Source organism: Candidatus Nitrosocosmicus agrestis, from assembly GCF_008389435.1.
GTDB lineage: Archaea > Thermoproteota > Nitrososphaeria > Nitrososphaerales > Nitrososphaeraceae > Nitrosocosmicus > Nitrosocosmicus agrestis.
Genome location: NZ_VUYS01000008.1, coordinates 97,653 through 118,875, shown reverse-complemented (window position 1 = coordinate 118,875; position 21,223 = coordinate 97,653). Strand labels below are relative to the sequence as shown.

The following is a 21,223-nucleotide window of genomic DNA, read 5'->3' as shown; positions in this document are numbered from 1 at the left end:
GAAGTCAATTCTTGTGTTTGTATCAACATCTACACAAATTCATAAAAGCATTAATGGAGAAATTATAGATACATCACAGTGAAAGGTAATAACATCCCTGACAAATCAAGGAAAAAAATCGAAACTGAAATACGAATTTACAATTTAAGTGTATGTTATTCGATAACGAATGGTCAAGTGATTGCTGTTGATAATTTGTCTTTTGATGTTGATATTTCAGAGGGGGTCGGCATAATAGGGGAGTCCGGCTCTGGAAAAAGCACAGTTGGTTATGGAATTATGAGATCACTTCCTGAAAATGGGGAAATACAATCCGGTAGTATATTATTTGACGGTAAAGATATACTAAGAATATCTCGGAAGGAATTTGATACCAAATTTAGATGGAAGAGGTTTTCCATGGTGTTTCAAGGATCGATGAATAGTCTAGATCCAGTTTTTACTATAGAAGATCAAATGAAAGAAATTCTAAAAACTCATCGGAAAGATTTGCCAAAGAAAAAGTTTGTTACTATAATTAAAGATGCGTTACTTGACGTAGGTTTAAATGCTGATCTAGTCATTAAGAAATACCCGCATGAATTGAGTGGCGGTATGAAGCAACGGGTCGGAATCGCAAATGCCTTATTGGCACAACCAGACCTATTAATAGCTGACGAACCTACTACAGCTCTAGATGTTGTTACACAGTCACAAATAATTCAGCTGCTAAATAGGCTAAAGAAGGATACCAAAATGCGAATAATCATAATAACTCACGATATTTCCCTGATTCCGAATCTTGTGGACAAAGTTATTATTATGTATGCTGGACAAGCTGTAGAAATTTCAGATGTCAAAACGGTCTTTGAAAACCCATTACATCCGTATACTCAAGCATTAATACAATCTATACCCAGGATCAATTCATCTGAGAAAAATATTCGCTACATTAAAGGTAATCCTCCTAATTTAGCCAACATAATTCCTGGTTGCAGATTTAAGAATAGATGTCCTAAAGCATTTGCAGATTGTGAGAATGACCCTCCTATTATTCAGGTAAATGGAAACTATGTCAAATGTTGGCTTTATCAATAAAAATAGCATCTTTCGAAAGCATCAAAATAGGCTACTCACGACCTAATTATCCTGTCAATCATAAACAAATCTCAATATTAAGTTTATATCTTAAATTACAGAAGTATAGGTATTAATGCAAGCCCTCCTTGATGTATACAAGATTCGTCAAGACTTTCCCATATTAAGCAGGAAATTATTTGATGGGAAGAATCTAGTATACTTAGATAACGCTGCAACCACTCAAAAACCAAAGGAAGTCATAGATGCTATAAGTAGGTACTACTCAGAGTACAACGCCAACATTCATCGGGCAGTTTACCAGATAGCAGAGGAAGCAACCGAGGAGTATGAGAAGACAAGAGAAAAAATCAGAAAGTTCATAAACGCAAGACATTCTGAAGAAATAATTTTCACCCGTAATACTACAGAATCAATAAACTTGGTAGCTTATGCTTGGGGTGGTTCAAATGTTAAGAAAGGAAACAAAATAATACTAACTGAATACGAGCACCACAGTAATCTCGTACCTTGGCAGGTCCTTGGAAGAACTAAAGGAGCGAAATTAAATTATTTGCAAGTTGATAACGAAGGATACATCAGTCTAGAAGAACTTGACAAAATAATTTCAATAACAGGAGAAGGAAAAACTAAATTGATTACCTTAAGTGAAATGTCGAATGTTTTAGGAACCATTTTTCCGGTTAAAGAGCTTATCAAGCTAGCCCATGATAAAAAAATACCCGTCCTTCTAGATGGGGCGCAATCGGTACCTCATATGCCTACGGATGTACAAGATACAGATTGTGATTTCCTAGCTTTTTCGGCTCACAAAATGCTTGGCCCCACCGGTGTAGGAGTTTTGTATGTTAAAAAAGAGATCTTAGAAAAAATGAACCCTTTTATTTCCGGCGGAGATATGATTAAAGAGGTTCATAAAGAAAATACAATTTTTAATGAGATACCATACAAATTTGAGGGCGGGACTCCCAATATAGCAGATGTCATAGGTTTTGGTGCCGCAATTGATTATTTGAACGAGATCGGTATGAAAAATGTCAGGGAACATGAGGTAAAAATGACAGAATATTTGATGAGCAAATTGACCGAAATAAAGTCAATTAAAATTTACGGCCCAAAAAGGTCTGAAGATAGAGGTGGACTGGTTTCATTTAATATTGAAGGTATTCATCCTCATGATTGTGCAACAATATTGAATGATTTTGGTGTAGCCATAAGATCTGGTCACCATTGTGCTCAAGTACTTATGGAGAAACTTGACATTGTAGCTTCTTCGAGAGCAAGTCTATATATCTATAATACGAAAGAAGAAATTGATATATTGATAGATGCTTTAAATCATGCTAGGAGAATATTCAAAACATGAGTGAAGATATATACAGAGAAATGATCTTGGATCATTATCGAAATCCGAGGAATAAAGGTAAGATAGAAGAACCCGATATAAGAATAAATGATAGTAATCCCTTATGTGGAGACGAAATTTCTATTGATTTGAAGGTTGAAAATGACGTAATAAAAGATATAAAATTTGATGGAAGAGGTTGTGCTATAAGTCAGGCAAGTGCATCAATGTTAACAGAAATGGTTTCAAACAAACCACTTACCACGATCAAAGACCTTACTAAAGATGACATTCTAGAAAATATTGGATTAACTAATCTTGGACCTGCTAGAATCAAATGTGCACTTTTATCTCTCAAAGTATTGAAACTTGGTATGGTAAAGTACTATGTAGATAAAGATCCATCATCTGCTGACGAAATGAAAGATCAATCAAAAGTTTACTAAAGCGTTATTCACAGAACATTTATTGTGCTCAAAAAGCATTAACTAAGATCTCTTTCAGGATTGAGAACACAAAACAACTAAATGAACCAAGAAACTGATAAAGATCTCAGTAATCCCTATTGGAACATAAAAATTAACTACATAGTGATTTTGATAGTGGCATTCATTGCTATTAGCATACTGGCCGAATTTAGAATTACAACAAGTTTTTTCGACATTCCGACAACTAATTTCCTCTCTATTCACCAAAGCAAGGTAACGGATTTAACATTTATAGTCATTACAACGACCGCCGATACAATTAATCTTATGATTGCAGGTTTTATTTTAACAATAATCAAGAGAACCAGGAAATTCGGTATGATTCTTTTGATTTCTCTAGTAGCGATTACAATTTTGGTCACTTATGTTAAGCCCTTATTTGGGATCGAACATCCAGAACATATCTTTACCCCGCTAATTACACTTCCAGACAAGTTTACTTTGGAAAGAGATAGTTTTATGCCGTTTGCAATGGACTATTCTTATCCTTCAAATCATATTGCTTCAGCTACTGCTTTTGGTTTTATTATAGGGGGTCTGGCACTTAAATATTCAAAAAAGTTTTCAATTACTTTTTTAATCTTATTTCCAGCCATTATTGGACTTTCTAAATTATACCTTATGCAACACAACCTAATAGACCTTGTTGGCGGTTATTTACTTGGATTAATAGTAACAAGTCTTATCGTAAGAGGTCTAAAGGCCAATACAAAAATACAAAAGTCACAGGTAAATGAATAACCAAGAGAAAAAGGCAATGGTCAAATCAATACTTCCTGACTTTTTATATTACTCCAATAAATCAGATAAAGAAGGATCGAAGAGTATCCAGCCAAAATGCTCCTCATCATGTATGTAACGAAATTCTTTGAGATTAGGCCTTTGCTTGGCTTTTCGAATTCCAAAGAGCAACTCACTTTGAAGTTGATGACCAAGTTTCTTAGACTTTAGATTCACATTATCTGAATTTTTTTCCCTTGGAAGTAATACTCTGACTGCAAAATTATGTTTTGAATAACATTTTGAATAATGTTCAATTATTTTTTTTGATATGGAAGGAATGTCGTTGAAGGTTGAGAGCGAAATTGTAAAATCAGTTTTAAAGTTACGTAATTGCTGAGTATTAACCAATTTATATTATAAATTTGTAAGGCCTTATAGATTTAACAAAAATTTCAATTAAAAGAGGAGTCTAATAATATCAACAAATAAAATAGATTTTACGAAAGTAACGGTACCAACTATCAAAAGGATTACTGGGTCTTTTTGGCCTCTGCCTTCTTAAACAATGACTTAAGTTTTATTAGATTTTTGGACAGGGACCTCATAGATGATTCGATTTTGTTTATCTCGTTTAATGCTGATTCATTTTTCTTAATGTGAGAGTTACCTTTTTTTGACTTTTTTGAATTCATGACTAAGTCTCTACTTGATCTGATAAATAACGCACGTATAATTTATCAAGTGAATTGAAAGTTACAAAAACCATTGTTTAATGTACAGTATTATTATTACAATAACAATAATAACTCTATCAATAACCTAAATTATTTCTGGAATTGCTTATTCCCATCCACAATCCATCTAATAATATTTATTTTCAAGAACTTAATTACGTGTATTTATTAAATTAAAAAGATATTTAGTAAAAAAAACTCAAATTATGGTGCCTAAAATTTCGTCATGTCAAATTTCTGCCATATTAATAGATTTTGAATCACCATTTGGGCTCTAATAACTTAGCGATAAATATCTCAAGATATGTCTAAATCCGAATAGATTTGACCAGTTACGTACATGTTCTAGTTTATAGCATATCTTTTTTCTACATGGAAAGTAGTCATCAAAACATTGTTCTGTCCTTTATATACTTCATGACTATCATTCAATCAGACATTTCTCTTTTTTTGCAAAAAAAATGGATGTAGTGGTTTTTTTAGTTTTAGGAATTTAAATGCCATTGGGTACCACGTACTGTTATCAGTAGAAATTGGACGTGTCCCATAGATCTCTACCATCCTTGATATGAATTTCTCTGCGATAAGCATATTCCTTTTCCGGATATTATTAGCAAACAGAGTACAAGAAACTGCCCGTTTTCTGGCTCAATCCCACTCCACAATCATGTGCAATCGGATCCAACCTTGAAAAGCAATGATTCATCAATTAAGTAATCTAAAATCTTTCTTTTGTTTGAGAAAATATTTCTGGAAAGGTATTTCTGAATCTACTTCCAGATTGCAACATGACCTTCCAATCTTGCGTAGACAATACTGCTTGGGCAATCCTTCTAGTTGATAGACCAAAAAAGTACAAAATACAAAACAAGATAAACACCTAACGAAGATGTTCTGTTTCTTTTGATAATGATAATCGAGATATGGCATCTTCAAGATATATTATCTTAAGTCAACATAGTTACCGTTTATAATTAAACTTAAATATATCAGAATTTTTCCCTGATAGTATAATGACTAATGAAGTTAATGATAATCCCTATCAAATGGCACTTAAGCAACTAGACGAAACGGCCCGCATACTGAACCTAGATAAAGGTATTCACAAAATATTAGCTAAACCTAAGCGAGTACTAACAGTATCTCTACCTGTAAAGATGGATGACGGAAGTATCGAAGTATTTACCGGATACCGATCACAACATAACGACGCAAGAGGTCCTTTTAAAGGTGGGATAAGGTATCACCCTCAAGTTACTATTGAAGAGGTAATGGCCCTATCAATGTGGATGACTTGGAAATGTGCTATCGTAGGAATTCCACTTGGAGGTGGTAAGGGAGGCATTATATGTGATCCAAAAAAGATGTCAATAACAGAGCTCGAAAGATTAACAAGAAGATATGCCTATTCAATATCTGACATAATAGGACCATACACTGACGTCCCGGCTCCGGATGTATATACGGGTGGTCAAGAAATGTCATGGATTATGGATACATATTCGACGCTCAAAGGTGATCATGGACAACCTGGAGTTATAACAGGCAAACCTATTCCCATAGGTGGATCTCTTGGACGGACAGAAGCCACAGGAAGGGGATTATCATTTACAGTGAGAGAAGCTGCGAAGAAACAAAATATCTCAATGAATACGGCAACGGTAGTAGTTCAAGGCTTTGGTAATGCAGGTCAGTTTGCAGCACAATTGGTTGAAGAACAAGGTGCAAAGATAATTGCCGTCTCAGATACTCAAGGTGCGATTTTAAACAAGAACGGATTCAGCGTAAATGACCTGATTAAATTCAAGAAAGAAAATAAGACGATTAAAAATTTTCCAGGCTCTACGGAAGTTAGCAATGACGAACTTTTGACCACGGATTGTACTATTCTAATCCCAGCGGCATTAGAGAACCAGATAACCAAAGAAAATGCTTCTAGGATTAGTGCCGAGATAGTAGCTGAGGCTGCAAACGGGCCTACAACCCCAGAAGCTGATCAGATCCTTTATGACAACAAAATATTAGTGATTCCAGATGTTTTGGCAAATAGCGGGGGTGTAACAGTCTCATATTTTGAATGGCTACAGAATCTGCGAAGAGAATACTGGACCGAAAAGGAGGTCAACGACAGATTAGATACTATTATGACTCGAGCTTTTGAAGAAGTTTATCAGGCTCACGAAAGTTATAACACTAATATGCGCACTGCTAGTATTGCTTTGGCTGTTAACAGAGTCGCTGAAGCTATTCAATTAAGAGGTATCTGGCCATAAGAAAATTTGGAAAATTTTTAAACAAATCTATTAATTTCTTCATTTTTATTTAAATAAAACATTTAAGAATTGAAAATATAATTCATGCAATATATGAGGTTAGAATTTAAGATGGGACCGCCTAATTTACGACTATAGAACAGATATAGAAAAATAATAGCCAGAAATATTACTAAAAAAAGGAAATTTATTCTGTAGAGAAAGAGTGTCCACAGGAGCAGCTCTTGGTTACATTTGGATTAGTAATTTTGAATCCTGATCCCATCAAGCTTTCAATATAATCTACAACTGCACCTTTCAAATACTTTTGACTATAGTTATCTATTAAAACCTTAACATTATTTTGCTCTAATACTACATCATCTTCATCAGGATTTTCTTCAAATCCCATTCCATATGATAATCCAGAGCATCCTCCACCTGTCACATATACTCTAAGATAAAGGTTATCTTTCCCCTCCTGTTTCATAAACTCTGTAACCTTCTCGGCAGCCTTTGGAGTAACATCGATTATTTTATTTTGTTGAACACTTGCCATGATATATTATAATTTGGCATACAAATTTAATAAGGTTTTCCTATAAATAAACCAAAGAAAAGAGAAAAACTATGTAAAAATTTATATTTTTGCTCACTTGGACAGGTTTCCCCACTTTGCCAATGAACTAGCTGCAGTGCTCCAAGTCAACACAGATTGATAAACAGGCACATTGTTTTCTTCTAATTTATTTGCCATCTTCTGAGTAAAAGGCCCACCCAGAGCACCCACCAGGATAGGTTTCTTATTTTGTCGGTTAAAGTCTGCCAAGATGTCTACAATTTTTTCTTCAAGCGGATCGTCTTGAAAAACAAACCACGGCATTATTATGTCCACATTGGGATCATCCATAAAGGTTTGAATTGCAAATTTGTAATCATCTGCGTTTGCCGATCCGGTGACATCACATGGATTTCCTATTACATAAGTTGCGGGATAATGTTCTTTAAATGATTTCATACTCTCTTCGCTAAGGTTTGCTACCTGCAATCCAAGCCTTTCAAACTGGTCAATCGCAGCGATAATAGGGCCTGCACCGTTTGTCACCATTGCAACTCTATTACCGGAAGGAATAGGTTGCCAAGAAAGAGCTTTAAGTGAGGCAGTTAGTTCGTCGTAGCTATCTACAGAAATTATTCCGTTCTGAGCAAATGCACCCTTCACCACATTATAAGTCCCACCAAGTGATCCAGTATGTGAAGCTGCTTGTTTTGCACCTCGGGAAGTACGACCGTTCTTAAACACTACAATGGGCTTCCTCCTCTCCATAATTACTCGCTTTGCAGTATTTACAAATTTGCGCCCATCTCCCAAACCCTCAACATACAATCCAATTACTTTTGTTTGCGGGTCTTCTGCCAAATACCATATCATATCTGCCTCGTCTACATCAGAACGATTTCCATAGGAAACCATTTTACTCATTCCAAAGGGAAATGAATGTTCCATAAAAGCAATTCCAATTGTGCCACTTTGTGAGAGAAATGAAACATTACCATTCTTTGGTCTTAACATACGTTCATGACCCTGAAATGCACAGTCCAACCTATTTTCTCCGTTAAACATTCCAATACAATTTGGACCAATGATCCTTATACCTAGCTGGGACGAGAGTTCCTTGATTTGTTGTTCAATATTTGCCCTTTCGCCTCCCAGTTCCTTTCCACCGCCTGATATAATTACAACATTGTGTATTGATTTTTCTCCACAAGTCTTTAAGAGATCAGGTACAAACTTGAGATCCACAGTAACCACAACCACGTCTACGGGTTCAGCTATGTCAGCCAAACTCTTGTAAGCTGGAATTCCCATGATTTCAGGATAACCTTTAGCATTGACCGGATAGACTTTTCCTTTGTAATCATGTTTTACAAGAGTCTCCAGAACTGAGTTACCCACTTTGCCAGTTTCTGGAGAGGCACCAATTAATGCCACCGATTTCGCATTAAAGAACAAATCCATATTATCAGAATTTGGACTAATATCAGACACTATGTTATATTGCGGTTTTTCAGACAACAATATCTTTGCGTCTGCCACATAGTAACTATCCGGATAGACTATAACAGGATTAAAGTCGATGCTTTCAAAATATGGAGAAATATCAAATCCAAGCTTTCCAATATTTAGTAAGGCTTCTGCAAGCATATCCATATTGACAGGCTCAGAGCCCCTATATCCCTTAAGCAACATTTTTCCTTGTAGTTCTTCTATCATTTCCATTGCATCTTGTTTTTGGATTGGTAAAACCCTGAATGAAACATCTTTGAATAATTCAGTAAAAATTCCACCTAGACCAACCATCATAACTGGTCCGAATTGAGGATCATTTTGCAGACCAACAATCATTTCGACTCCTTTTGGAACCATTCTTTCGAGAAGAACACCCTTAACGTCATATTCTTTTGACAAGCGTTCGTACATATCAAGAAATGCAGATCTTACAGCCTCCTCATCTCCCAAATCAATTTTCACACCACCTACATCCGTTTTGTGAAGTATCTGAGGAGAAACAATTTTTGCAACAAGAGGAAATCCTAGTTTTTTTGCTTCTGCAACCGCACTTTCGACATCCTTTACTAGTGTGAAACCAGGTACTGAAATCTGGTATTCTGATAGTATTCCTTTCGCGGTTTCCTCAGTAATTACCTTTGTTTGGTTTTTAAATGAATCTTCAAAAATGGCTTTGATTTTATTCTGATCTGTCAACAAAAAAACAATATTCTATTGGATTTAAAAATTTTCCTTATAATCATTATTCATAATCAAGTCCATTTATTACAAAATGCACTTTTCTGAAATGCTAACGTACATTCTATGCATTTAATTTGGCTACTCAAGAAAATGAGAAAAAAATGTCAATTATTTATGCGCCACTACAATAACGGCACCGCCAAACAACTTTTTGTCCATTTCTACTTTAGAGAAATATTTGGATAATAGTAGCTTCAAATCATTGTTTTTTGGCCACCTAAGGAATGTTCCATATAATGTGCCAAATGGCAATCCCCTTTTACCTGCAGTAATAAAGGCAATGACTACTAAAAGGTATCTGAGATAAATGCTTACGAGGTTTCTCAGGAACCAGTTGTCCGGTTTTCCTAAGTCAACTATAAGAAATCTGCCTCCATCTTTAAGAATTCTATGGATTTCTTCAAAAGCATCTTGAAAATTTATCGAGTCCCTAATGGAATATCCGCATATTACGGCATCAAAGGTGTTAGATCTGAAAGGGATTTTTTCGAAAACACCACTACACTTAGAATATGTAATGTCATAACCTTTAAAATTCTCAGAGAGTCCTTTAAGCATCTCAGGTATTGGATCATAAAAATGAATATAGACGTCTTTTGATACCATTTCTATCACGATCTTTGACATATTGCCATACCCTGAGCCGGCATCCAGAATAGTATTGCCTGGAAATACGGATTTCTTTATCCCCTCAATCCTAAATTCATTATCCCTTCCTATAGATATGGCGCTGTTGACTCTGTCGTAGACTGGAATGATATTTCTGAGGACATTAATAACTTCATTCCAGTATGCAGTCCCCAAACCAGTACTTTTCAATGCAAAATTACTGGTTCATGGGGATAATGAATTTTTGTTTTGATTCTTTAATAATAATAGAGAATATGTAGTCGCAAATTTTTTCTGTCTACAAAGATTAATGAAAATAAAGACCTCTAGAATAAAGATAATTATTATAAAAGATCAAAGATTAAAGGTTTACAAATAGTTTGGGGTTAATAGTGAAAAGTAAATACATTCTCAAAGTTGGAAGTTTGAAAGTCGGTTTGATACCTACCACATTTACTAATACCAATTTAAAAGACATCTATGATAAGCTAAAATTAATTGATAAAGAAATAGATATTTCAATTATAGATTATCGGTTGATATTAAGTATCAAACACATCATTGGCATACTTCGGATCATCGATGAAAAGAAAAAAAGAAACAATACCAGTAGTATAAAAAATATTGAAATAGAAATTCTGATGAGGTTTTGCTATACAGATCAGATAAGTGAAGCCTTGAAAATAAATTTTGGCGATCCTTTTAATAGGAACTTTATTGTTATTGTAATTTCTAATCATGATAGAATATTTTGTGAAGTTGAACGATGCGTATTAGATAAGGGAAAGTTAAATGAAGAAATTTTGGAAAAAGACACATCAAATAAAGAGTATATAATAGACAAGTTTTTTAAAAAACATATCAAGGAATGGGATTCGTCCATCTTCAAAGATGAAAGAAAATTTTTGGAATTTGTGGTAGAAAGAGGGGCAATAGCATTAAAATGAATAGCTGAATAGTTTTTTCAATAAATCGAATTTTTGGACACTATATCACATTTGAATTTATTTAGTCAAAAATCTAGGATCAAATAACCCGTTTTTCAATCATAGAAGAGAAAATGGCATTAATAGGCAAAATGGAAATGCCGGTAAACTTTCCGATAATCTCTATCAAAAAAATCCAATCAGGATTGGTCAAATCTACTCGATAATTTAAATCAGGACCTATATAATCAATAATTTCCATTTTCTGTAATTTAGTATGTCTTTTTTCTACTGCAATCTTTATTGTTTGATCTTCTTGTATTGGAGCTGTACTCGCAAGTTCTAGTACGCTTTTTTTAATATTTTCAATATCTGTAGTAACCACCTTTTGGATAGGAATAAATCTAAGTAGATATCTAATTTCCCATGAAGAATCCTGCAATTTCATCCTTAGAAAAGAGATGAATTCTTTTGGATCTCTCGACGATTTTCCGACTATAAGCCCAGAGACATTGGTTGCATCGACCTCGGCCTCCTTTTCACCAAATTCATAAAACAAATTTTCTAATTCATCCATCAAATCTTCTTCCGCGAACCTATGAGTAGTTGCAACAAAATTAAATTCCATAACCTTTGTCTATAAGTTAATGTTAATTGCCTCAATAATTTTATTCTTTGGCAGAGATCCTAGTCGAACTATTTTAGGATTGACTTCATCGGATATGTCAAGTATTGTAGATTCTCCCTTAGATTCTGTTAAGGTTCTTTTCCTTAAAACTGCATCACATTTTGTAACCAATTTAGGGTCAATATCGATAAATTGTTTAGAGGAAGGACTCTGCGAAAAGTTAGCACTTGTGCCTATTAACAGTTTAGAATTAGTCATTTGAATCAGCTCGCGGATACAGTTATCATCAGGAATTCTTATTGCAATTGACCTATTTTTTATATTGGTCGCATACCTAGATATGGTTGATAAAGTTTTAGCCTTCAAAATAATGGTTAATTGGCCGGGCCAAAATAACTTGCAAAGCTTTTCAGCTAAGGGAGTGATAAAAGCTATTTTATCAACTTCCTCAACCGAATGTGTCAATACAGGTAGTGATTTATTTAATTCCCTATTTTTTATTCGGTACAAACGAATAATTGAGTTTTCATTGGTGGCATCGCATCCTATTCCGTAGACTGTATCAGTGGGATAAATTACAACTCCACCATCATCTACTACTTTTGAAAAATCTCTTAAGCTTTTCAAACATTCGCAATGGAAGGTATGTACCACCTGAAGTGAAAATACTAGTAGTAATTTATTTTATATATGCAGGTAACATTATATTTTTAAAAATCAAAAGTGCATTTAAAAAATTAAAATTTCGTTTTAATTATTCAAAACTATTAGTAAGATATAAATAGTCGCTTTGTTTATTATTGTCAATGCAATACAATATCGATGTATTGATTAAAGGGGGGACGAATAATGGAGGAGACTCAAGGGATACAAATATCTTCCGAAACATAGAGGATCAGGTTGATCCTCTCTTATCATTCGAAAACATGACAATCCCAATTAGCATAGTATTTTGGGATATAAGTGGATTTTCTCGTCTTTATAGGACTTTCAGTATGGTTGATAAGGAAATATACATGCTGGATTTTTTAAATCAGTACTATCTGATTGCACGGAAAACAATTTCAAAAAATAATGGCATGTTGGATAAGGCGATCGGTGATGGAATTATGTCTTGGTTTGGAGCAATTAAAGATACAACTTTTGATGACGGAGCAAACGATGCAATTAATGCTGCAATCGAATTGCGTACATGTTTTGAAGAATTGCAAAGACAGTTCAGAAAAAAATGGGACATTTTTAAGATCCAGATTCCTGAATTTGGTCTAAAATGTGGGATTAATACTGGCATAGCTAAAGTGTGCATACTATATAACCAATGTACAGTAATGGGAACAAGTGTTAACCTAGCTAGTCGACTCCAGCAATATGCCAAGTCAAATCAAATTATCATTTCAGATACTACAAAGCAAAAGTTACAATTAAAAAAGTATGATCTTTGTGTAATCCTGATAGACACTAATTGTCCTATAAAATCATTTGAGGATATAAGGATATGTTTTGAGATTAGTAGGTCTTGACACGAAATTCTCTCCTCGTCTTTACCGATCCGAGAAGGATAAAAGGATTTTTATTTGATTTCTTCTCATACATAATAGTAAACTATAGATCAAAATGATTGAAAAGGAAAGAATGAATTTGAAAAGGACTGAATTAAGCGAAGTTTTTTTGGATAAAAACAGGGATGAATTTGATAATACAGTTAATGGATATTATCGGTTAATTGGGGGCAACGATAAAAATTACAATAAGGAGACTAGTAGAAGACTAAGAGCTTTTGGTGAAGAACTACTTAGAAAGAGATCTTATGAAAAGTTCACCGCCTTCAAAGCCGATCATGATGATATGATAATAGGAAATCATTTGAGATTATTTTCATTCTGTGAACATCATCTTCTTCCATTTTTTGGAGAAGTGGCAATAGGTTACATACCAAATAGTAAAATATTTGGACTTTCAAAATTCCAGAGATTGGTTGACAAAGTATCATCTCGACCTCAACTTCAGGAAAGATTAACTTATCAAATTTTAGAAGAGATAAAAAATAGACTCGAGCCCAAAGGGGTGGGGGTAGTAATTAAGGCTATACACACATGTGTATTTGCTAGGGGTACCCAATCAAGCTCTGCAGAATTTACAACATCGGCTGTAGATGGAATTTTTAAAGAAAATCATAATACCAAACAAGAATTCTTTTCGATAATCAATTCTGATGGTCGACTAAGATTATAAATATATATTTTTTATCGTTTATTTGCTTACATACTTTTTCAACTATAAGAACCATGTCTATCTATGTTATATTTGATGATTTCAAAAAAATTGATCCCAACGAGTTTTTATGAAAATAGGTCTTTGACCCTGTGTCCAAGATATCATTCTCATTCATTAGTCTAGGTGGTGCGATATATTTTAATTAGATAGAATAGGGAGAAAATTTAAATTGATGTCTGCAGCCGCTAATGAGTCAAATATAGAATATATTGATTGGAATAATGCTTTTGAAACTTTAAGAAAGGCATATCAACTAGGGATTTTTGTTCTCATTATAGGTCCCAAAGGTACTGGTAAGACAACTCTTGTAAGAAAATTTGCCAGTGAAATTAATAAACAATTATCTTCTGTTAATTTTAGTTTAAGGACAAGAGAATCGCATTTAATAGGTACAAATACAATTGATAATGGTCAAATAAACTTTGTAAATGGAATATTGGTCCATTCGATGACACAAGGAGATATGCTTTACTTGGACGAACTCAATGCAGCTGAACCTGACGTGTTGTTGAGGCTAGATGAAGCCCTTGACGACAGAAGGCAAATTGTTCTTAAGGAATTTCATGGACAAACTATCAAAGCAAATCAGGATTGGTTTGTGATAGGAACAATAAACCCACTTTCACACGTAGGAACAAAGGAATTACCCCCACAAATATTGAGCAGATTTCCAATCCGGATAATGTTAGATTATCCCCCAGAGGAAACAGAACTAGAGATCATAAGAAAACATGTAAACCTCGGTAGCGCTTCCGTAGAAGATAGTATAAGGAGTGCAATAAAGTTAGCTAGCAATCTCCGAAGGGCTGCGTCTCTAGAGGAGATTTTTTATAGTCCGAGTTTAAGAGAAACGATAGCTTATTCAAAGTTGGTAGCAACAGGTACCAATGCAAAAGTAGCAGCCGAGATTGTTTTTGCAAATGTTTACCATCAATGGGGAGAGGTAGAGTACAGAAAAGTTATGGATATTATTGCTTCAATTTTTATTTGAATCAAAATGTCCATATTTTGGAAACCTGACGATTCTGAAGAAAAAGAGGGATCACATACATCTTCCTCGTCATCAATAAATTCTAAATCTAGATCTCCTATCTCCAACTTAATTTCAAAAAGTGCTTCAAACGATGGTCATGTTAAATATAAGCTAACTCCTTCAGGTACAATTGATGAAAAAGAACTTGAAAACGTCCACATTAGAAATGATGTTTTGTTAGAGATTGCCACCTTTTTATCTCGTAGATGGTCGGATAATTCAGAATCATCTATTCACATTTCCAGGGAAGGAAAAATATCAACAAATTTGGAAAAGAAGAGAATAACGTTACCTGATTTGGAATATTTTTATGGAAATATATTTCAAAAATACAGACAATGGCGAACGTTACTCTGGTATGAATCTATTAGATTAAAATATTCTTTTAAAATTTTCGATACAGACGTTGTTTTCGGATTCATATTCAACATTTTGGAAACAAAAAGAATCGAAATTCTAGGTTTAGAAGAGTGGAGGGGAATGATAAAGGAGATAATATTTTACGAAGGTTTATCATGGCATAACAAACCATTGCTTAATTCATTGCACGGTCGTAACAAAGTATTAGAAGCCTTTTCGCAATTCTTTCTGACTGGCTACATCAAAGGCGAGTTATTTGGCGGGGAAAACGAAAGAGTGATCAGAGCATCAGAATATGCCCATGGGGTTATTAAACATTATTTGAAAAACTTTCACTTGAGAAACAAAACTTACGATCCCCTTGAAGATCAGAAATGGTTAGAGAAAGAAACAAGGCAGATAATAAAAATATTGCAAGTTGATTCTTTGATGACAGTTCCACCAATCCCCCTTCGCATGCCCAAGAGTAAAGTGGGATTGTCTATGAAGCAAGAAGAAATAATCTCTCAAATTGAAAAACTCGTGAAAATCAAAACCAGGGAAATGGAAGTTGAAAAATTGAAAAAAGAGATACTTCAAGGTTATGAAATACAAGAGGAGTTCAAAATCATTGTCAAAGAAAGTAAGCGAAACGACAACAAGGGTTTTGAATCTACTGAAAATCTGGCAATAGTTATTCCAGATAATATTGGCATAGATGAAGCTGCCATATATGATTTAAATTTAATAAACAAGGTAAAAACGGCACTAAAGGAATGGAAGAGCGGATGGAAGGAAAGGTATGATTATACCGGAGAGGAGATTGAAATTGAAAATTATGTAGAAAGGCAGTCAAAAGTGTTTATCAGAGATAAGAAAATATCGATAAGCATAAAAATTGCAATCTTGTTGGACCTCTCTAGTAGTATCGAGGACAATGAAATAGAGTACAAAAAAGCAGCTGTAGCCCTTTGTGAGGGTTTAGATTACCTCGGGATAAAATTTTCAGTCTATGCTTTTAATACAGAATCCCGTTCGGTAAAGTGTTGGATCATAAAACCTCCTACTATCAAATGGGGGTCACTTTATGCCAGAAGACTGATGCAAGTAAAACCACTTGGAGGAACGCCATTGGCAGAAGTTTATAAAATATTGAACCCAAGTATTAGCGCATTTAAACCCGATATCTTTGTAACCTTAACAGATGGTGAGCCATCTGATATGGATGCAGTCCGATCAGTGGTTTTGTCATATAAGAGGAGCGGAATCAGGATGATAGCAATCGGATTAGGAGCGGACATTGGAGACGCCCTTAGCATCGGTCATAATTTGAGATACCTCAACTATCAAAAAACATTGACATTATCTAAAAAGAGGTTAAAAGACCTACCAAAGAAAGTTCTCAATTTGTTAGCCACCGAATAAGGCTAACTACGATTGAGTGATCATTTTGATTGTATTTAATTTATTGAAAATTAATTAACTTTAATTATTACATAAAAAAAGATTAGAATGAAAGGTTAGGATTATCTTTTTCTATTTTCTTCCAGTCAGACAGAAACAAATCTAATCCTTTATCAGATAGTGGATGCTTTATCATCTTGTCCAAAATTTCTGGAGGAAGTGTTACTACATCAGCACCCATTTTAGCTGATTCAATAACGTGAAGAGGATGTCTGACACTTGCTACCAATACCTGAGTTGTATATTCGTAACCTACAAAAATCTGGATTATTTCACTTACGAGATTCAATCCTTCGCTGCCAATATCATCCAGTCGACCTATAAAAGGACTGACATACGTGGCTCCTGCTTTGGCAGCAAGCAAAGCTTGGTTTGCTGAGAAAATAAGGGTAACATTTGTTTTTATTCCTTTGTTGGTTAGAGCCTTTACTACCTTAAGGCCATCAACCGTCATAGGTACTTTTACCACTACATTTTCACCATACTCTGCCAATTTTAGAGACTCCTCCATCATTCTGTCAAATGTGGTTGCAACAATTTCAAGGCTAACAGGGCCTCGAACAATTTCAACGATTTTTTTCATTGTTTTAATGGGATTACCCGTTTCTTTTGAAAGCAAGGTCGGGTTGGTTGTTATTCCATCTATAACGCCCATTTCACTGTATTTTTGAATTGAATCCACATTTGCTGTGTCCAGAAAAATTTTCATCTTTTCTCACTTTTAATTAAGGCCAAGGCATTTTTTACTATTTCCCTAGGAGACAAACCATAGTTATCCAAAAGAGTGTCAATTTCCTCGTCCCTAGCAGATTCACCAAATTTATCTCTGACTCCTAATTTTTTAACTATTGTAGGATACATTTCGGCTGTGACCTCTGAAACTGCAGATCCGAGACCACCTATAATATTATGTTCTTCTACAGTAAGAATTCCACGGGTTTCCTTGGCGCACTTACAAACGAGGTCTGAATCAATAGGTTTAATTGAATACATATCGACAACTCTACAAGAAATTCCATACTCAGTTTTGAGAATATTACTTGCTTTTAGCGAGGTAGCAACCATAGTTCCACAGGCAATGATACTAATATCACTACCGTCTACCAATATATTTCCTACACCTATATCAAAATTGGTTTCGGGGTTAGAGCCATATATTTCCTCAGTAGAGGGCCGCGCCAATCTCATGTAAAACGGACCTGAAGTCTTGACCGCCTTTTGCAACAATTTTTTTACTGAAAGTGCATCTGAAGGAATCAAGACATTCATATTTGGAAGCGATCTCATTATGGAAATATCTTCAATTTGTTGATGTGATGCACCATCAGGACCAACTGACAAGCCAGCATGAGAAACAACTATTTTTACATTCAATTTGGGATAGCATATTGCGTTTCTAATTTGATCCAAACATCGGCCTGGAATAAATGCAGCATAGGTGCTTGCGAAGGAGATCTTACCCGCGATAGCTAGTCCCGCGGCAATCGACACCAAATTTGCCTCTGCAATTCCAACGTTAAACAACCGATCTGGAAATTTTTCACCAAACTTTTTTGTTTTTAAAGAGTCTGTGGTATCACCGCCTACGCACACTATATTCTTATTTTCTGTCCCCAGGTCTACTAGGGCTTCACCATAAGCAGACCTCATATCGGAAAATTTTACCTCATCAGTGTTCAAGGAGTTCAATGAATACAAATCTTATCTCACCAAATACATTATATTTTTTTCATTTATACCAAAATTGCAAAAGAAAAAGCTATTCTTTTTGTGATCACAGTAACTCAAGGCAATACTCCTAATTGAAAGCGTTCTAAAACTGTTTTTCTCCCCTTTACCCAGTCATCTTTAATATCTAATGATTGTGACTTTTGAAGCAATTGCTGTTCCAAATTTGTATCAATCTTGAGTCTCGTCTCTTTTAGCCTAGATTGTATGTCATCTGACCCAAAAATTGCGTTACCCATTACGAATATTCTGCAGCCAGCATTATACGCGTTCAAAATCGTAGATAAATCGATACCACCATCGGCCTCAAAGTATCCCGTAAAGCCGGATTTACGCAGCAATGGAATTAATTTGGTCATTTTTGATGACACTTCAGGAATAAACTTTTGACCTGCAAAGCCAGGATTAACCGACATGATGATAATTACATCCAATTGATCCAAAAATGGAATTGCCCATTGAGGAAATTCAGTATTTGGATTAATTGCCAAACCTGGACTTACACCATTAGATATCAGTTTAGTATTCATAGTTTCAAAATCTTTCTCGCTTTTACAAACCTCAGAATGTATCGTAAGTATGTCACAGCCAGCATCAATGAAGTCATCTAGTTCATCTGCTGGACTTTGTATCATAAGATGCGTATCAAATGGAACATTCGTCACACTTCTTATATTTTTAATAGTTTTATGAGAGAAGGTGGTATTGGGCACAAAAATTCCATCCATAACATCTAGATGAATCATTTCTGAGCGGTACTTTTCTGCTGTCTCAATTTTTTCAATTAAGCTTTTCTCATCGATGCCCGTAGGACCTGCGATAATAGAAGGTGAAATCATATACTCGCCCTCCAGCTCTTCTAACAATATTGGCATATGCTTCTTTGAAGGTGCCTTACCATGCCATTGAGGGTTGTTTGCCATATGTTTGATCCCGTTACCTTTAACAGTATTTGCAATAATTATCTTTGGTTTATCTTTAGGTTTTCTCAAAAGCTCAGTTATTAACTGTTCTATTCGGTGACCATCAACCTCAACCACATCCCAATTAAAGGAACTCCATTTCTCCTTTACTGGATCAATTGGCATGATATCCTCTGTAAAGCCATCTTGTTGTATTTTGTTCCTATCTAATATTGCTATTAAATTATTTAACCTGAATTTGGAAGCAGCCATAGACGCTTCCCAAACTTGCCCTTCATTTGTTTCTCCGTCTCCTAACAGGCAATACACCATATTGTCATACCCATCTAATCTGTTTGCGAGGCTTATTCCTATGGAGACAGACAATCCAATTCCCTCAGACCCTCCCGAGTATTCAATTCCAGGAACGCTATGATTCTTTTGATGTTCACTATATCTAACAGGATGGCCCTGGAGTCTAGAGTGTAGTTTTCTTAGTGTTTTTATTTCATCTTTGGGAAAGGAACCGGACAAGGCTAATGTTGCGTAGTAACCTGGTGCAGAGTGTGCTTTGGAATTGATAAAGTAATCTCTATTTGCTAATGAGTAGTTCTTAAGGTCGATATTCATAATTTGAAAATATAGCGAACCCATAATTTCGGCAGCCGAAAAAGAGGCTCCTGGATGCCCTGATCCCGCCTCTGCAATACCAGTTAAGGCAATCTTTCTAATTTCTTTGATTTTTTCTTTTAGTCTTAGATATCTATTGATACTATACATTTAATCGACCTCACTAGGATGCTTTCTAATGTCGTAAGCATTGTATTTAATCCTCTCCAATAAACGCATTTTCCTATACATTTAAACTTCCAAACCCAAATAGATAAAAAGGTAACTTCTGATACTTCAGTTCAAACCAGGAAATGAAATTTAAGCCAAAACTAAAATTCCTCATTCATGTTCTCTTGTTGAAGGTGTTGTGAGCTAAATTGAGGTTCAAAAAGTATTGAAAGTTAGGGTGAGAGAAACACGCCTGCAAGAATAATCAAGTGGATACATATCTAAATCTACTTGGAATGCATTATGTTACGAAATTGGGAATGATGATATTGACATTTGGGGGTATAGAAGGCATTGGAGTAGCACTCAAATAGTTAAACCAAAAAGAATTAAGATCGGACTTTTATAAACTACAATCATAAAACTACTTTATTTTTAATTCATTTGAGTATAGATAATCATTTACCAACTATCGATTATTTGTGGAATCAGATTTAATTCCTGCATTATGTCTCTATCATTTGAATTTAATTGTTAAAATAGAAAGTAATATACAAATCATTGATTGTTATTTGATTTAAGTCAGAACCTTTAAAATGAATTGTAGCCGAGTTTGGTTCAACACTAATTAAAAATTCCTACACTGAAATTTTTGTCTGACTCAAATAAACAATCAATGTAATAATACAATTTTTAAACTACTTTATTACTCTTCCAAATTCATCGTTATCTGCTGCTCCTTTAAATACTTTGTCGTAACATGCTTCAGCATTATCCATGGAGAATGTACCGTTATGATTTGCAGATCGAGTTACACAATTAAAGTATCGGGTTAGCGCATTGGCTGGGTCAATAATTGAAATCTGAGCCAGTATCAAAAGCGAGAATACTACGCAAGTGATTTGTAACGTGGTTTTTAGATTTATTCGAAGATCCATTTCATTTATCCTCCTTACCTGGTGAGTTTCTAATGGTACTAAACCTAATGATGTCAATTACGGACAAGGCTAATGAATGTATCAAAAGATATTTCATTGTACAGAAAAATCTTTGATAAAATATTTAACCCATGCTTCAAAATTCACATGAAGAAAGTTAAGGAACAATTT

General features: G+C 34.7%; 21 protein-coding genes. 10 read left to right on the top strand and 11 right to left on the bottom strand.

What is annotated here, in order from left to right; genetic code table 11:
* Window positions 1-78 precede the first annotated feature (78 nt).
* The 4 genes from F1Z66_RS06895 (at window position 79) to F1Z66_RS06880 (ending at window position 3,651) form a co-directional block, all read left to right on the top strand.
* Window positions 79-1,077, top strand: coding sequence for an ABC transporter ATP-binding protein (locus tag F1Z66_RS06895; RefSeq protein ID WP_230207479.1), 999 nt, complete (start codon window positions 79-81; stop codon window positions 1,075-1,077).
* Window positions 1,078-1,192: 115 nt separating this feature from the next.
* Entirely contained in the window at window positions 1,193-2,443 is a 1,251-nt protein-coding gene (locus tag F1Z66_RS06890; RefSeq protein ID WP_149862868.1) for an aminotransferase class V-fold PLP-dependent enzyme, read from the top strand.
* Window positions 2,440-2,868 (top strand): Fe-S cluster assembly sulfur transfer protein SufU, encoded by a 429-nt coding sequence (gene sufU, locus F1Z66_RS06885; protein ID WP_149862867.1) that lies wholly within the window; start codon window positions 2,440-2,442, stop codon window positions 2,866-2,868. Before F1Z66_RS06890 ends, sufU begins: the two co-directional genes overlap by 4 nt.
* Before the next feature lie 81 nt (window positions 2,869-2,949).
* Window positions 2,950-3,651 (top strand): phosphatase PAP2 family protein, encoded by a 702-nt coding sequence (locus tag F1Z66_RS06880; protein ID WP_149862866.1) that lies wholly within the window; start codon window positions 2,950-2,952, stop codon window positions 3,649-3,651.
* Window positions 3,652-3,699: 48 nt separating this feature from the next.
* On the opposite strand, the gene F1Z66_RS06875 is transcribed toward F1Z66_RS06880, so the two are convergent.
* The gene (locus tag F1Z66_RS06875; protein WP_149862865.1) at window positions 3,700-4,041 is read right to left on the bottom strand and encodes a hypothetical protein; all 342 of its coding nucleotides are present in this window, start codon (window positions 4,039-4,041) and stop codon (window positions 3,700-3,702) included.
* Window positions 4,042-4,163: 122 nt separating this feature from the next.
* A complete protein-coding gene (locus F1Z66_RS15335; protein ID WP_154670500.1) occupies window positions 4,164-4,325 on the bottom strand; it encodes a hypothetical protein in 162 nt (53 codons plus the stop codon).
* Between the two features lie 1,055 nt (window positions 4,326-5,380).
* On the opposite strand from F1Z66_RS15335, the gene F1Z66_RS06870 reads away from it, so the two are divergent.
* A complete protein-coding gene (locus F1Z66_RS06870) occupies window positions 5,381-6,640 on the top strand; it encodes a Glu/Leu/Phe/Val family dehydrogenase (protein WP_149862864.1) in 1,260 nt (419 codons plus the stop codon).
* A gap of 187 nt (window positions 6,641-6,827) precedes the next feature.
* On the opposite strand, the gene erpA is transcribed toward F1Z66_RS06870, so the two are convergent.
* The 3 genes from erpA to F1Z66_RS06855 form a co-directional block, all read right to left on the bottom strand.
* A complete protein-coding gene (erpA, locus tag F1Z66_RS06865; protein WP_149862863.1) occupies window positions 6,828-7,178 on the bottom strand; it encodes an iron-sulfur cluster insertion protein ErpA in 351 nt (116 codons plus the stop codon).
* Between the two features lie 93 nt (window positions 7,179-7,271).
* Window positions 7,272-9,386 (bottom strand): acetate--CoA ligase family protein, encoded by a 2,115-nt coding sequence (locus F1Z66_RS06860; RefSeq protein ID WP_149862862.1) that lies wholly within the window; start codon window positions 9,384-9,386, stop codon window positions 7,272-7,274.
* Between the two features lie 153 nt (window positions 9,387-9,539).
* Window positions 9,540-10,250, bottom strand: a complete 711-nt coding sequence (locus tag F1Z66_RS06855) for a class I SAM-dependent methyltransferase (protein ID WP_201448490.1) — start codon at window positions 10,248-10,250, stop codon at window positions 9,540-9,542.
* 182 nt (window positions 10,251-10,432) lie between these two features.
* Here F1Z66_RS06855 and cgi121 point away from each other — a divergent pair, with 182 nt between their 5' ends.
* Window positions 10,433-10,987 (top strand): KEOPS complex subunit Cgi121, encoded by a 555-nt coding sequence (cgi121, locus tag F1Z66_RS06850; RefSeq protein ID WP_159357323.1) that lies wholly within the window; start codon window positions 10,433-10,435, stop codon window positions 10,985-10,987.
* A gap of 79 nt (window positions 10,988-11,066) precedes the next feature.
* Here cgi121 and F1Z66_RS06845 read toward each other — a convergent pair whose 3' ends face one another.
* The gene (locus F1Z66_RS06845) at window positions 11,067-11,594 is read right to left on the bottom strand and encodes a THUMP domain-containing protein (RefSeq protein WP_149862860.1); all 528 of its coding nucleotides are present in this window, start codon (window positions 11,592-11,594) and stop codon (window positions 11,067-11,069) included.
* A gap of 9 nt (window positions 11,595-11,603) precedes the next feature.
* Complete coding sequence (locus F1Z66_RS06840; protein WP_159357324.1) at window positions 11,604-12,221, bottom strand: L-threonylcarbamoyladenylate synthase; 618 nt, start codon at window positions 12,219-12,221, stop codon at window positions 11,604-11,606.
* Between the two features lie 179 nt (window positions 12,222-12,400).
* Here F1Z66_RS06840 and F1Z66_RS06835 point away from each other — a divergent pair, with 179 nt between their 5' ends.
* From F1Z66_RS06835 to F1Z66_RS06820, 4 genes are all read left to right on the top strand, one after another.
* Window positions 12,401-13,114 carry an adenylate/guanylate cyclase domain-containing protein gene (locus F1Z66_RS06835; protein WP_149862858.1) on the top strand — a complete coding sequence of 238 codons (714 nt, stop codon included), beginning with the start codon at window positions 12,401-12,403 and terminating at the stop codon, window positions 13,112-13,114.
* A gap of 94 nt (window positions 13,115-13,208) precedes the next feature.
* Window positions 13,209-13,826 carry a GTP cyclohydrolase I gene (folE, locus tag F1Z66_RS06830; RefSeq protein WP_149862857.1) on the top strand — a complete coding sequence of 206 codons (618 nt, stop codon included), beginning with the start codon at window positions 13,209-13,211 and terminating at the stop codon, window positions 13,824-13,826.
* A gap of 214 nt (window positions 13,827-14,040) precedes the next feature.
* Window positions 14,041-14,859 carry an AAA family ATPase gene (locus tag F1Z66_RS06825; protein ID WP_149862922.1) on the top strand — a complete coding sequence of 273 codons (819 nt, stop codon included), beginning with the start codon at window positions 14,041-14,043 and terminating at the stop codon, window positions 14,857-14,859.
* 6 nt (window positions 14,860-14,865) lie between these two features.
* Window positions 14,866-16,665 (top strand): vWA domain-containing protein, encoded by a 1,800-nt coding sequence (locus F1Z66_RS06820; RefSeq protein ID WP_230207478.1) that lies wholly within the window; start codon window positions 14,866-14,868, stop codon window positions 16,663-16,665.
* An 82-nt stretch (window positions 16,666-16,747) separates the two neighbouring features.
* Here F1Z66_RS06820 and fsa read toward each other — a convergent pair whose 3' ends face one another.
* From fsa to F1Z66_RS06800, 4 genes are all read right to left on the bottom strand, one after another.
* On the bottom strand, window positions 16,748-17,413 hold the full coding sequence (gene fsa / locus F1Z66_RS06815; protein WP_149862856.1) for a fructose-6-phosphate aldolase: 666 nt from the start codon (window positions 17,411-17,413) through the stop codon (window positions 16,748-16,750).
* Window positions 17,410-18,354, bottom strand: a complete 945-nt coding sequence (locus F1Z66_RS06810) for a transketolase family protein (RefSeq protein WP_149862855.1) — start codon at window positions 18,352-18,354, stop codon at window positions 17,410-17,412. Before F1Z66_RS06810 ends, fsa begins: the two co-directional genes overlap by 4 nt.
* A 134-nt stretch (window positions 18,355-18,488) precedes the next feature.
* Window positions 18,489-20,114, bottom strand: coding sequence for a ribulose-phosphate 3-epimerase (locus tag F1Z66_RS15830; protein ID WP_159357326.1), 1,626 nt, complete (start codon window positions 20,112-20,114; stop codon window positions 18,489-18,491).
* A gap of 698 nt (window positions 20,115-20,812) precedes the next feature.
* On the bottom strand, window positions 20,813-21,052 hold the full coding sequence (locus F1Z66_RS06800) for a hypothetical protein (RefSeq protein WP_149862854.1): 240 nt from the start codon (window positions 21,050-21,052) through the stop codon (window positions 20,813-20,815).
* Window positions 21,053-21,223 lie beyond the last annotated feature (171 nt).